Origin of the sequence: Streptomyces sp. NPDC047525, assembly GCF_040643025.1 — a bacterium.
Lineage (GTDB): Bacteria > Actinomycetota > Actinomycetes > Streptomycetales > Streptomycetaceae > Streptomyces > Streptomyces durmitorensis.
This window is the reverse complement of record NZ_JBEYTL010000020.1, coordinates 1,747-13,477: the sequence shown is the minus strand read 5'-3', so window position 1 is coordinate 13,477 and position 11,731 is coordinate 1,747. Positions and strand designations below refer to the sequence as shown.

Annotated in this window: 12 protein-coding genes and 1 pseudogene; 1 reads left to right on the top strand and 12 read right to left on the bottom strand. The window is 67.0% G+C overall.

The genetic code is table 11. The features are described from left to right. Positions 1 to 4: 4 nt before the first annotated feature. From ABZ833_RS38330 to ABZ833_RS38275, 12 genes and pseudogenes are all read right to left on the bottom strand, one after another. Positions 5 to 721, bottom strand: coding sequence for a hypothetical protein (locus tag ABZ833_RS38330; protein ID WP_361057206.1), 717 nt, complete (start codon positions 719 to 721; stop codon positions 5 to 7). Between the two features lie 333 nt (positions 722 to 1,054). Continuing rightward, the gene (locus ABZ833_RS38325; protein ID WP_361057203.1) at positions 1,055 to 2,056 is read right to left on the bottom strand and encodes an N-6 DNA methylase; all 1,002 of its coding nucleotides are present in this window, start codon (positions 2,054 to 2,056) and stop codon (positions 1,055 to 1,057) included. Between the two features lie 181 nt (positions 2,057 to 2,237). Continuing rightward, entirely contained in the window at positions 2,238 to 2,540 is a 303-nt protein-coding gene (locus tag ABZ833_RS38320; protein WP_361057200.1) for a hypothetical protein, read from the bottom strand. A 100-nt stretch (positions 2,541 to 2,640) separates the two neighbouring features. Continuing rightward, the gene (locus tag ABZ833_RS38315; protein WP_361057198.1) at positions 2,641 to 3,105 is read right to left on the bottom strand and encodes a hypothetical protein; all 465 of its coding nucleotides are present in this window, start codon (positions 3,103 to 3,105) and stop codon (positions 2,641 to 2,643) included. 273 nt (positions 3,106 to 3,378) lie between these two features. Beyond that, the gene (locus tag ABZ833_RS38310; protein ID WP_361057195.1) at positions 3,379 to 3,696 is read right to left on the bottom strand and encodes a hypothetical protein; all 318 of its coding nucleotides are present in this window, start codon (positions 3,694 to 3,696) and stop codon (positions 3,379 to 3,381) included. 23 nt (positions 3,697 to 3,719) lie between these two features. Continuing rightward, entirely contained in the window at positions 3,720 to 4,325 is a 606-nt protein-coding gene (locus ABZ833_RS38305) for a GNAT family N-acetyltransferase (protein WP_361057192.1), read from the bottom strand. Positions 4,326 to 4,542: 217 nt separating this feature from the next. Next, positions 4,543 to 5,463, bottom strand: a complete 921-nt coding sequence (locus tag ABZ833_RS38300) for a hypothetical protein (protein ID WP_361057189.1) — start codon at positions 5,461 to 5,463, stop codon at positions 4,543 to 4,545. Positions 5,464 to 5,629: 166 nt separating this feature from the next. Continuing rightward, positions 5,630 to 6,190, bottom strand: coding sequence for a hypothetical protein (locus ABZ833_RS38295; RefSeq protein WP_361057186.1), 561 nt, complete (start codon positions 6,188 to 6,190; stop codon positions 5,630 to 5,632). A 193-nt stretch (positions 6,191 to 6,383) separates the two neighbouring features. Further along, positions 6,384 to 6,866, bottom strand: a complete 483-nt coding sequence (locus tag ABZ833_RS38290) for a hypothetical protein (protein WP_361057183.1) — start codon at positions 6,864 to 6,866, stop codon at positions 6,384 to 6,386. Between the two features lie 743 nt (positions 6,867 to 7,609). Next, positions 7,610 to 8,437, bottom strand: a complete 828-nt coding sequence (locus ABZ833_RS38285) for a hypothetical protein (RefSeq protein WP_361057180.1) — start codon at positions 8,435 to 8,437, stop codon at positions 7,610 to 7,612. Positions 8,438 to 8,556: 119 nt separating this feature from the next. After that, a pseudogene (locus ABZ833_RS38280) lies at positions 8,557 to 8,895 on the bottom strand (HU family DNA-binding protein); the annotation flags it as partial. 68 nt (positions 8,896 to 8,963) lie between these two features. After that, the gene (locus tag ABZ833_RS38275) at positions 8,964 to 9,734 is read right to left on the bottom strand and encodes an RNA ligase family protein (RefSeq protein WP_361057177.1); all 771 of its coding nucleotides are present in this window, start codon (positions 9,732 to 9,734) and stop codon (positions 8,964 to 8,966) included. 289 nt (positions 9,735 to 10,023) lie between these two features. Here ABZ833_RS38275 and ABZ833_RS38270 point away from each other — a divergent pair, with 289 nt between their 5' ends. Next, the gene (locus ABZ833_RS38270) at positions 10,024 to 11,619 is read left to right on the top strand and encodes an ADP-ribosylglycohydrolase family protein (RefSeq protein ID WP_361057175.1); all 1,596 of its coding nucleotides are present in this window, start codon (positions 10,024 to 10,026) and stop codon (positions 11,617 to 11,619) included. The last annotated feature ends 112 nt before the right edge of the window (positions 11,620 to 11,731 follow it).

The following is an 11,731-nucleotide window of genomic DNA, read 5'->3' as shown; positions in this document are numbered from 1 at the left end:
ACGGTCAGTCGGCGTCGCCGCGCGTGTTCGTGCGTCCCATCTCGTAGGCGGTCTGCGCCACGAACCGCACCGGCCAGGGCAGGCGGAGCGGCCGGTGGCGTCGGCCGTCTTCGGGCTGGTGGACCAGGTGGCGGGTCTTCGGTCGCCAGTCGTGCGAGTCCGGCAAGACACCCTTGCCGTCGTGGGCCGGGGTCGTCTCGACCGCGTACACATCGCCCTGTCGCCGCACCCGAAGGCCCTTGTCCCGCGCCTTCTTCACCTCCGTCGGCGTCAGCCACTCCAGGGCGTCCGCGACTGTGGTCACCGTGCCGGGCACGCGCACAGCCCACGGCCCGGACCCGGTGTCGTCGGGGCCCCACAGGTAGCTCAGCCGGGAGCGGCGGGCCGACTGCTTGCCGTACGCACGCCATCCCTCGGCATGTGCAAGCACCAGGCGGTCGCGCCGGTCAGAGATCTCCAGGTAGGTGTTGCCGAAGTTGCCTTCGATCAGGGTTTCGCCGCCGCGGTGCTCGATCTCCTGGTCGATGCGCTTCAGCAGCCGCTCGCGGGCACGTTCCCGCAGTGGCGGCGGTGTCGACATCGGAGCATTCCGGCGGGCACGCTCACGGCGCAGAAGGGTGATGGCGGTCTTCGATCGCTGGCCGGGCATCTGGTGTTCGGCGAGGTGAGTGGCCAAGGCCACCGGGTTCCGGACGATGGTCAGGGGCAAGGGGGCAGCCATGGAGTTACCTTCCGGTGGGGCTCTGCTGGACGGTCCGGCCGGGCGCGAACGGGGCAGGTGCGGGAATCGGGGATCCGGTCGGCCCGCGTCCAGGCGCGTCGGGCGGTGCGTTACCCGACGGGCGTAACGGGCGGTCATTACGGCGTCGGATTCGCAGATCGAGGGCAGGGCGATGAGTTGACAGGCCCTCAGCGGTGGAGACGCCTCCGCGGCTAGGAACCGGCGGGACAGTGCTCAGGAGCGGGATCGCGACCTGGCCCTCCGTGCGGAGGTGGGGCGTTGGCGCTGGGCTCATCTCGGCCTGGCCGTCGTGGGGAGGGCCAGGCGCATCTGCTACCTGCTGGCGGTGAGCGCACACAGGAGCTGGTCGGTGGTGCGGGTGGCGATCGCGAAGCCGATCTGCGCAACGACCGAGTCCCGATGGCGTGCGAGGCCGCGCTGTCTGGTGAGAGCTTCCTTGTCCAGGTCGGGGTTGGCGAGAGCGTCACCGCACGCGACGACCGCACGTGGACCCAGTCCCCAGACGATCGCGTTCACGGCCGCACCGGCGGCGGCCAGGGGGTCGAGGTCGAGCATGACCCAGCCGAAGTCTGCCGGATTGAGGCCCTCGCGGCGCAGTTCCTGCGCCGTGCAGCGGAAGAGCCCTCCGGTGCCGGCAGCCGGGTCCATGAACCAGTCCCCCCGAGGCGAGGCCCTGCCGACGTCCAGCACGCTGGCGAGCAAGTGACTGATATCGGGCGGCGTGTGGTGCTCGCCCAAGCTGTGTGTGGAGTACCCGTGACGCAGGCTCGTGATGATCCACGACATCAGGTCGATCCGGGACCGCTCCGCGGGATCGGAGTCCCCCGTGTACAGGAGCACCCCATGGCGCAACGCGGCCCGTGTCACGGCCTGGACGCCATTGAGCTCGGTGGGGTTGAGGTCCTCCCTCGTCCATCGAAACAGCGGCCGGGCGGCTTCCCACAAATCGGGACGCAGGCCCCAGTAGGAGTCGGCGCAGTCGGCGAAGCCGCGCACCAGGACGTGGGGCGGTTGGGCGTCGATGTACGAGGCGAGCGCGTCGGCGTCTGACGCCCCAGACGACTTGTGGGGCCACAAGGCCAGGGCGGCGACGATCCCTGCGGGGATGTCCAGCCGACTGCCACCCGCGGCGTACCAGGCCTCAGCCACGGCTTCGCCGAAGACGGCGCCGGAGCTGCGCATCGTGGCGAGCGGAGGGCACTGGGTGGTGCCCGCGTGCCTGGCGCAGCCGGGATCGGTGCAGTTGCCGACGGCCGGGGAAAGCGCCTGGCTGACGGCTTGGCTTACCTGCGTGGCAATGGAGGGAGAGGACATGGCAACTTCCTGACGGTGAGGGCTCGGTGTTGGCCGTGGCCAGGCACCTGCGCCAAAGCGGGCACCCTGGGCCCGCGGGCGGCTTCTGGCCTGTCTGCGGCCCCTCGGCGGCTTGTCCAGGGCGGAAGGCCGCGGTGGGGCCCCGGAGCGACCGGGCCACCGCTCCGGGGCTTGGGACGAATCAGCTGCCGGGCGAGACTGCGGAGGGCTCGGCGTACTTCACGCACGCGGGCGTGGATTCACGCAGATCGGGACCGCGTAGTCCGCGGCTGCCGCGCGGGCGAAGGCCGCACTTGAGCCGGTCCTGGTTGTCGCGGTGCTGCTTGAGCACGCTGTGCGCGCATCCTCCGCAAAAGGCGGACGGGTTGACGAGGTCCGGGTCGAGCAGCGAGGCCAGGCTGGCGGGGTGCACACCCTGGTCGAGGAGCTGGCGTATCGAACCGCGACCCGAGTGGGCCGGTGCGGGTGCGAGGGACGTGCTCATGAGGAATGTCCTTCCGTTGAGGGCTGGTAGCGAGGAGCTGTTCCGCGCATGGCCGGTCGGCACGTCCGGGGAGCCGGTGCCGACCGGCCGGATCGGTGCGCTACCGGGCCTTGTGCTGCTCGATCCGGTAGGAGGTACGGGCCGAGCGCATGACGTCGGTGAAGTTGAAGCCCAGCTGCGCGGCGAACGAGCCCAGTGCAGCCAGTAGTTGGTTCAGCGCGGCTGAGAACGAGGTGTGGGCGTCATCGGCCGTGTGCACTCGGAGCACGGCAGCTGCGTCGCTGGCGTGGACATACAAGTCAAAGCAGTGATCCGCGGAGGCTGCGTCGTCTGTGTTAGCGATCGGCTCGACGGAGGGGTGAAGGCTCGGCATGGCGGACGGCGCCCGTTCGTCCAGCCGGGCTTTGGCGTCGCCATCGAGGCAGCGCTCGATGTCGGTCCGCATGTAACTGGCCAGGTGCATCAGGTCGCTTGTGACATCAACAAGGGTCACCCAGGCATCTCCCCTTCCTCGTCGATAGGAGATCAGGGCGGCGGTGACCTCATGGGCGAAGGAAGTCGGCACGGGGAGGCTCCTGAAGGAACGGGGAGAGGGATTCGACGGGAGCGGTGACCACTGCCGACGTCATTCAAAATACAGGTCGAAACTCCAACATGCAACACTCTTTGTTTCGGCGTTACCACAACGGTGATGAGCTCCCCGCGGTGGCCTCACGCAACCCACACCACCTATGGCTGACGGGGGTTCGCATGAAGCGTGTGGTGCGCAGGCCATTCCTGCCTGCACGCCGCCCTGTATCCATGGTCCGACTCCGCCCGGCGGTGGATCTGACGCGCCCTACGCGGGATCGTCGGGTGAGGCGCGGCGCGAGCGCCGCGCTCGTTGGGCCGCATGCGGCATCGTCAGAACGAAGACAAACAGCGCCGCAACACCGACCCCTGCCGCAGCGATCGCCTTGGCCTGGCTGTCCGGTTCGTACAGCCACACGCTGCCCAACGCGACCAGGGAGCTGGGGAGACCGGACGCGAGCGTCCAACGCATCCACGCTCGTCGGGTGACGCTCTGCGCGCTATCAACCTGCATCAATTCCTCCTTGACCCTGGCGCCGGCCGCATCCCGCGCACCGGCGTGGCGCGGCCTGAGCGAAAGGTTCATAGCCCAGGCCGCCTTGGTGAGCTTCAGTGACGCAATCGTTCGCCGTCGAAGTGCGCATTGCGGGGCACCCGGCTGCCGGGCACGATGCCCGAGACGACCGGCGACGCCAAGCCGGGAACGCTGGCGAGATCCGTGTACCGGTCCAGCGCCCGGGCGGCCACCTGTGTGTCACCCCATGTCTGCCCCAGGATCCGCCCCGAGCTGAGGTGTACGTTCAGTTCGTTCATGGTCGAGAATCCAAGACCTTGGTAGTAACTCTCCAGCTTGGCCTTGTAGTTGAGAGTCAGCAGTCCGTATCCGGCGCGGGTGAACCGACGGATGGCATGGCGGATAAGTCCCGCCCCCACGCCTTGGCCCCGATGGTTAGGGTCGACCGCCACGGCCGAGATGATGCCGATCCGGGCGACCAGCTCCTCAAGCACAACGTCGTCGTCAATGCCCGGGTGCTCGAACAGCCAGAGCGGAGCGCCTCCCATGAGGGCCCCCACCGGACGGCCTGCATCGTCCTCTGCGAGCACGGCCAGGGCCCTGTAGTGGGAGAGTGGGCCCATTTGGGGAGACTCCAGATTGTGCCTGGCTCCCTCGAACGCCCCGGGCGCATCGGGGTTGGCATGGGCAACCAGAAGCATGACGGCGTCGATGTCAGACGCGGCTACATCCCGGAGGGTATTCCCGGGTGGGCGGGTGCGTGTCGGTTTCACGGAAGGGCTCCCTAGGGTCCCGGAGGCGCAGCGCCTCCATCACGGAGTGAGCAGCGGAGAAGTTGAGGGTCCGGGCGCGGCCTACCCCTCAATTGATTCATCAAAAGACGCTACAAAACAAGAAGATGCAACGTATTCGCTCTGGCTACACCGTTGAGGTGGGCTCCAGGCTGAGGAACTGATCCCTGCCGTCGGGCCAGACCAGGGTGACGTCGTACGCCGCGCAGAGGTCCGCGAGGTCATGACGAGGCTTGGACGGGACGAGCATGACGAGCTGCGGCGAAGGTGCGAAGAACCGGCGCATATCGAGCAGTTCACCGAAAGCCGTGAGCATGTGAGTCCGCGCAGTGCTCCCCGAGCAGGCAACGAGCTCGTTGGTGGTCCGGTTGAACAGGTCCACAGGCAACGGAAGGAGTTCGCGCGCCGGGGTGACGTAGTAGCGACGGACCTCATGACCGAGATAGCGCAGATGATCGCAGTAGTCCTTGAGGAGCCGCTCGGCCTCCTCTTCGATGGACGTGGCTTTCCGGCCCCGCTCGGTACCGGGCCGGGGGTGGAACGGAAGGGCGAGGTCCTGCTCACGGATCACCGTGGAGGAGGCGATTGGCGGCGCGGCCGGAACTCCCTGGGGGACAGGGGTCCCGGCCTCGGGCACGAGCCGGAAGACGTAGCCGGTGCGCGGAGGTTGCACCGCATCGCCGACGATCGGCAGAGATACCCGCACATACGGGATGTCCGGGTCCACTCGGTAGGCGCCGAGATACCGGACGAGGCCATCTGAAGCCGCCACGAACAGAAGCAGCGACCTACCGGAAGCGGCCTGCTCGGCAACGACGCGGTTGCCGTTCGTGATGCGCTGCTCGCGTTCTCCCTGGCCCTCACCCTGGAAGTGGAAGTGATGTCCGGTCCAGCCGTCGTGCTGGCTTTCGTGCGCACCAGGCGTGGTGATCAGGAGGATGACGGGGGCGGTCTTACTCGGTCTGATACGCCCCTGGAGACGTCCACCGAAGTGTGCGTGAAGGTCGGAGCGGGCCATGCGGTCGCCCGGCTGAAGCTGAGGATGCATAAGTGGTCCTGGAAAGCTCGAAGGGTGTGAGGTGGAGTCAGTGCGGCCAGCCTCGGGGACGGCGAATTACCGCCTGGGCCAGGCCATGTGCGCGGGTTCGGGGGTGAGGCGCCGAGGGCGGCGCCTCACCTGGTCTTTGGGGTGACAGATGCGCAACAGGACGTGATCAGACGATCAGGCGACCGCCCGGCACGGTGCGGCCGACCAGGCGCCAGGGCGGCCCGTCACTGAGGACGCTCATGGGGCACTGGTCCGGCCGATGTGACGGCCTCTCAAGGTCGGCGTACGCGTAGAAGTACCTGGTGAGGGGACACTTCGTGCCACGTGCGCACGCCTCCCGCTCAGCCACGAAAACGTGGTAGACGTCTGTCGACGGTGTCGGAATGCTCCATCGGAAGGACTCCCCGACGCGTTTGCCGTAGTCCGAAGAGCCCGTGCCAGGATGTGAACTCCAGGTCTCACGGCCGTAGACGAACTCTGTCTGCCCGTCCCGATCTATGCGCCACCGCAGCACGGAGCCAAAGCGAGGGTCCTCCGGCCTGTCAGGGTCGTTGCCTGCCGCCACTGCGCCCGTCATGTCGAACGCGGACTGATCCACTCCCGCGAACGCCTGAGGAACAGCGAGCGCCCAGTGTGAGGAACTGCGGTGGTCGAACGCGTACGGCCGCCGCCGCAAGCTCTGAGTGCCGTACTTGCGACGCTTCACTATCGGCTTGTTGCGCTTCATCTGTCCTGTCCTCCACGACTCATAACTGACAATGGGCGCACCTCGGACCGACCGATGTGGCACGAGGGGTTTGGCGAGACGATGTCGAGCCCTGCGATACATCCAAAGTACATAGCGGAATGGTGATATGCAACGCCTTGAGGGAAGTTCGGCACCCACTGGGGCGCCAGCATGGTGCCGAGCTGGCATCCGGTCAGCGGCATCGTTGCAACAGGCTCTGGATACCCAGAGAGCACCTGAACGCGTCGTCTAGCAACGTGGCGTCGAACAGGGTTCGAGCCAGCTCGATGTCAGTCGCGTCGGCGTCCACGCCGTACAGCGGCAGCGCCTTGCGGATCAGCCTTTCCCGCTCCTCCAGGCTGCTCTCGGTGTACTTGTCCAAGAGCCAGTAGTCCATCAGCGCCGTGCCCCGTTCGGAGCGGTCGCTCATGTGGTCGGGGTTCCACGTGAGGTGCCCAGCATCGTCGGCCAGGGCGAGCGCTGCCATCAGGGGATTGACGCCGTCGTAGCAGCGGAACATCACGGCGGCGAGCCACATATGGTGCTCAGGCAGCCCCTCGGTCGACACCCAGCCCGCGAGCGCCGCCTCGGCGTTCTCGGTGAATGACTTGTCGGGAAAGTAGTTCAGCACGTGCTTGTCGAGCGCGGCGGCGTACTTCTGGGCATAGTCGGTCATCGGTGGTCTCCAAGGAGAGACGTTGCTTCGTGCCGGACAACGGGCGGACGCGTGTCCCGCCAGTGGGCGTGGTTGCCGCACAGGAACTCAGGCCTGGGCGGGAGCGGTTGGGAAGGCTGCGCGAGTTGATGCAGTGACAATACTCTTTGAAATCACTTCATGCAACACCCTGGATGTGGGGTGACTCCGCAGCGCATTCGGCCATGAGTGTCGGGCATAGCTCAGTGCTTCAGTGTCCCGGTCGAAACTCCAGCGGGAAGTTCAAACGGCGCTTTGTTGGCTGAAGTGCTGGTGAGACCCGGCAACGGGCAACTGAGTCCACAGCAGGCCTTTGCAGAGCTGGCAAAACCCGCCGACCTGCGCCGGCAGCACTCGTTCCGGGCTGGCGGCCGCGGCGAGGTCGTGCTCGCTTGGGGACGGCCGTTGCCCGATAGTGGTCGTGCACCAAGTCCGCGGCGTGCCGCACGTCCAGCATGACGCGCCGGTTGCGAGCCCCCGGCAGTCCGTTCGCCGCGTACTGCACCGCGAGGTAGTGGACTCGAGCGGTTCCTTTGATCAGGGAGCACCGTGAACTCGCTGCCGACGGTGCTCGGGACGACGAGGTCGCTCACTTGCGGCAGAAGGGTGGCGGCGAATTGAGTACGGCGGAGCAAGCGGAAGTCCAGTGCCCTGCGTGATCCGGGAGCGACTGGCAGAGCTTGGGCACAGGACAGTGTCCTGCTGCGTTTGAGGTGGTCGGTGGGTCACGGCTCCAGCGGATACGGCGCGTGGAGGTATGCCGTCCAGGCGTCATGCTCGGCCGCCGTGAGCACGGGAGAAGGGCTGATGGGTGCGCGCCCGAAGCACTGGTCGCACTGAGAGACGCCGGATACGGCGCGAGTGGTCGTTTGCTGTTGGTCTTGGAGGGGGACGCCGCAGAGGGCCGCGGCCTCCGCGGACGGCGGCTGGAGTGTCAGATGCAGGTTTATGCCGTCGAGCAGGGGGCGGACCTTGGCGGAGGCTGGCCTGTCCGTTGATGGCCCGAACTGGCGCGCGAGGAACCTCACAACGTGGCCGTGTGCTGCATGGCGCCGTTCCTCCAGTGTCCGGGCATCGATGTTCGTGTGGCCAACGGCGCGGAGCGGCGGTCGGAGATCCGCGTTCAGTTTCTCGATGAGCGCTTGGGCCTCGGAGAGGAAGGCGGGATCGTCACCGCGGGGCTCGTGGCTGCGTAGCCCGGCCCAGATCCCGGAGGTGGGTACGAGGGCCGTGAAGGCGCTGAGCAGCCGGAATGAACTGCTGACGGCCCAGGTGGCAAAGAATGCGCACGGGCGGTGGTCGCAGGTTCCGGAAGGCGCCTGGCATGCGCGCAGCTCGAAGCGGATCCCAAGCGATGTCGCCTCGGTGCGTACGAGGCCGATGCCAGAGGCGTCATCCTGTGACCCGGCCCGGAGCCACCAGGCGGGGTCCCCGTCCAGGAGCGGGCCGGCTTCGTCGCTGGGTCCGAGGCCCTGCGTTTCGGCGGCGCGGGCGGACTCCAGGCAGGCATGGGCCGAGGTCACCCAGCCGTGGTCCAACACGAGATAGGTCATGAAGCGTCTCTCTGCAGCGGGCGGGCGCCGAGGCGCCCGCCCGACAAGGCGGCAATGAACTGAAGGAGGGGGCGAAGGGGGCGGGCGTCAGGTCAGGAAGCGGTCTTGACCTTCGTGAGAGGGCTGGTCAGGCTCCTCTTGGGAGCCTTCCTGACGGAGATCTGGCCGTTCTTGGGGAGCATCTGTGGATTGGCGACCAGATCCTTGAAGCCTTGTCCTGCGCGGAAGCGCGGCACCGAAGTCTTCTTGACCCGCACTCGCTCGCCCGTCTGGGGATTGCGGGCGTAGCGGGCGGGCCGGTCGACCTTCGTGAACGAGCCGAAACCGGTGACCGAGACGCCGTCTCCTGCGACGACCGCACGGACCATCGCGTCCAGGACTGCATCGACTGCGTCGGCGGCCTGCTTACGTCCACCGAGCTTGTGCGCGATCGATTCCACGAGCTGGGCCTTGTTCATGATGGAACTCCTCTGAGCAGTGGGGAAAGGGAGGAGGGCGGCGCCCTCTGGGATAGTTCGGGTGGGGATCAGTGGCCGGAACGGCGCCGGAGGGTGTTCTCGTAGTCCTCCAGCCGCGCCTTGGCGATGACCGTGCGGTCCGGGGTGCGCAGCACGATGCCTTCGGGGCGTCGACCGGCGCCGGGGTCCAGAGCTACGTTCGTCGCCGGAATGCGGGTGGTTAGGAAGCTGTGCATCTGCTCGATGCCGGTCGGCAGCTCGGTGGCCGGGATGGTGCCGAGACGGGGGGTGAGGGCGATCCCCATCCGAACGGCGATGTTCTGAACCTCCTCCTCGGAGAGGAAGTGCTGTCCGTCGGACTCCCGCCAGCGCGAGGCCTCCGCCGGATTCTGGATGAGTACATGTGCCGGGACGGTGGCCGCGTCGAACATCCGGAAGCCCAGCTGGCTGTACCCGGTGTACTGGCTCGCGTTCCGGCCGATGTTGCCGCCGTAGACCTCCAGGTACAGGGTGAGGATCTCGGCGCTGCCTCCGTCCTGTGACCGCAGCGCATCCGCGATGGGGCGGAGCGTCTCGACCACCCCATCCTTGGGGTTCACGATCAAGTCCCCGCGTGCGTAGAGCAGTTGCTCTCGGGAGCCGATGACGTACTCCCCGTCCGGGAACACGATGATCCGAGTGCTCGTGCCGTCTACCTTCTCGGTGAGCAGCACGCTTCCTTCGAAGGCATCGATGGACTTCTCCGTGAACGTGCCCCGCTTCGGGCCACGTTCATGGAACGTGGAGATTGAGGGGTACTTGGTCGCAGAGTTGAGCGACTCCAGATCGATGCTGCGCATATCAACCATGGCTAACTGGTCTCCAGTTCGCGGTCAGGGGGCGCTTGAGTGCGGCGTCCCAGGAGGACGGGGATGGCGGCCGGTGAGCGGCCCATCAACTCAGCGAGAATGATATTACACACCAGGAATCTAACATGCAACACATTGCGTCTGGTTGACGATATAGAGGTGTTGTGTCAGGCTGACATAGCGACAGCGGGTTGGAGTGCTAGGCGAGTTGGTGCCGCACTCCCCGCCACATTCCTCTCCGGCATTCCGCCCATTTCTGATCCTCAGGAGACACTCCGTGATGACGCTGCTCACTGCCTTGGCCGCCACTCCTCAACCCCCGACTCCACGAACACTGGACATTCACGCTGCCGATCGTGCGGCCGGAGTCCTCATAGGAGCCGCGTGCGGTGACGCTCTCGGCGTTCCCTACGAGTTCCAGCCACGCCTGACAGACAGCCAGCAGCCCGTCATGGTCGGCGGAGGACTGGGCCCCTACAAGCCGGGGGAGTACAGCGACGACACCCAGATGCAGGTCTGCATCGCCGAGGTCGCCGCCACCGGTGCTGATCTCACAGGTCGCTCTGCTTTGGACCGGATCGCCCGCCGCTTCCACCAGTGGCGCGATGGCGGCGCGAGCGACATCGGTTCCCAGACCCGGGCCGTGCTCAGTGCGGCGAAGGCCCGCAAGGAAGCGTCAGTATCAAAGGCCATGACGGCGGAGGCCGATGCCTACACCGCCCGCACCCAGTACAGCGCGGGCAACGGCTCTCTCATGCGGACCGGCATCGTCGCCCTCGCCTACCTGGACGACATCGACGGCATGGTCAGGGCGGTCACCCTGATCAGCTCGCTGACACACAGCGACCCGGAGTGCGTCGAGGCGTGCATTCTGTGGTGCTCCGGGATCCGGACCGCCGTCCTGGAAGGAACCTTGAGGGGGGTCCGGGAGGGCGTGGCGCTTCTGGCCGCCGATCGCCAGGACGTGTGGAACGCACGGCTGGACGAAGCCGAGGTCAACCCCCCGCACCACTGGGCCAGCAACGGATACGTCGTCACCGCCCTCCAGGCTGCGTGGTCAGCGATCACTCGCACCCCCGTCCCGGAGCTTGAGCCCGCGAACGGCTCTTTCCCCGCCCAGCACTTCCAGCTGGCCACGGAAGCCGCCGTACGTGCAGGCAACGACACCGACACCGTCGCCGCGATCGCGGGCGCTCTGCTCGGCGCCCGCTGGGGCGTCTCGGGCATCCCACTCTCCTGGCAGCAGGCCGTCAACGGCTGGCCGAACTTGACCGGCCCCGACCTCGTCCGCCTTTCCGTACGGACGGCGCGCCATGGCGCCGACGACGCCGACGGCTGGCCCTCGGCCGCCCGCGTGAGGATTCCCTCCTACGCGGGAAAGGCCTTCGCCGTGCAGCATCCGGAGGACCCTGGGGTTCTCCTGGGCAACCTGCCCACGACGAACTTCAGGGGCGAGGCGCCGATTGACGCCGTGGTGTCCTTGTGCCGGGTCGGACAGGACCCGATCCTCGCCGGAACCGATGTCGAACACGTGACGGTCTGGCTGGTCGACAAGGAAGGCGCGAACACTAACCTCCACTTCGTGCTCCACCAGACCGCCCACCAGATCCTCCGACTGCGCCAAGAAGGTAAGCGGGTCTTCCTCCACTGCGTTGCTGGCCGCTCGCGCACACCGGCTGTGGCAGCCGTCTACAGCACGCTCCTCGGCACACACCCCCACACAGCCCTGGTGGACATCTATCGGGCCCTACGGAGGAACTGGACCCTCCTGGCTCACCCGCAGCTGCATGATGCGGTGTACCAGCTGGCGGGACTTCCGCCGCACCGGTCCCGACGTCGACGGACTTTCCTTCTCGACGGGCACATGCTCCGCTGAAAACCCTGTCCGGCAAACAACCTGCCTGGGGCATGCGTTGGGCCCCGGAACCCCCACGTGGGGGTTCCGGGGCCCACACCCTGGCCCAAAAACACCCCGAAGCCGCGTGTTT

Excerpts from the sequence above, each read along its gene's own strand:
- ABZ833_RS38290 (WP_361057183.1), bottom strand. The coding sequence starts at position 6,866 with ATGACCGACTATGCCCAGAAGTACGCCGCCGCGCTCGACAAGCACGTG.
- ABZ833_RS38285 (WP_361057180.1), bottom strand. The coding sequence starts at position 8,437 with ATGACCTATCTCGTGTTGGACCACGGCTGGGTGACCTCGGCCCATGCC.
- ABZ833_RS38330 (WP_361057206.1), bottom strand. The coding sequence starts at position 721 with ATGGCTGCCCCCTTGCCCCTGACCATCGTCCGGAACCCGGTGGCCTTG.
- ABZ833_RS38270 (WP_361057175.1), top strand. The coding sequence starts at position 10,024 with ATGACGCTGCTCACTGCCTTGGCCGCCACTCCTCAACCCCCGACTCCA.
- ABZ833_RS38320 (WP_361057200.1), bottom strand. The coding sequence starts at position 2,540 with ATGAGCACGTCCCTCGCACCCGCACCGGCCCACTCGGGTCGCGGTTCG.
- ABZ833_RS38295 (WP_361057186.1), bottom strand. The coding sequence starts at position 6,190 with ATGAAGCGCAACAAGCCGATAGTGAAGCGTCGCAAGTACGGCACTCAG.
- ABZ833_RS38275 (WP_361057177.1), bottom strand. The coding sequence starts at position 9,734 with ATGCGCAGCATCGATCTGGAGTCGCTCAACTCTGCGACCAAGTACCCC.
- ABZ833_RS38310 (WP_361057195.1), bottom strand. The coding sequence starts at position 3,696 with ATGAACCTTTCGCTCAGGCCGCGCCACGCCGGTGCGCGGGATGCGGCC.
- ABZ833_RS38325 (WP_361057203.1), bottom strand. The coding sequence starts at position 2,056 with ATGTCCTCTCCCTCCATTGCCACGCAGGTAAGCCAAGCCGTCAGCCAG.
- ABZ833_RS38305 (WP_361057192.1), bottom strand. The coding sequence starts at position 4,325 with ATGCTTCTGGTTGCCCATGCCAACCCCGATGCGCCCGGGGCGTTCGAG.
- ABZ833_RS38300 (WP_361057189.1), bottom strand. The coding sequence starts at position 5,463 with ATGCATCCTCAGCTTCAGCCGGGCGACCGCATGGCCCGCTCCGACCTT.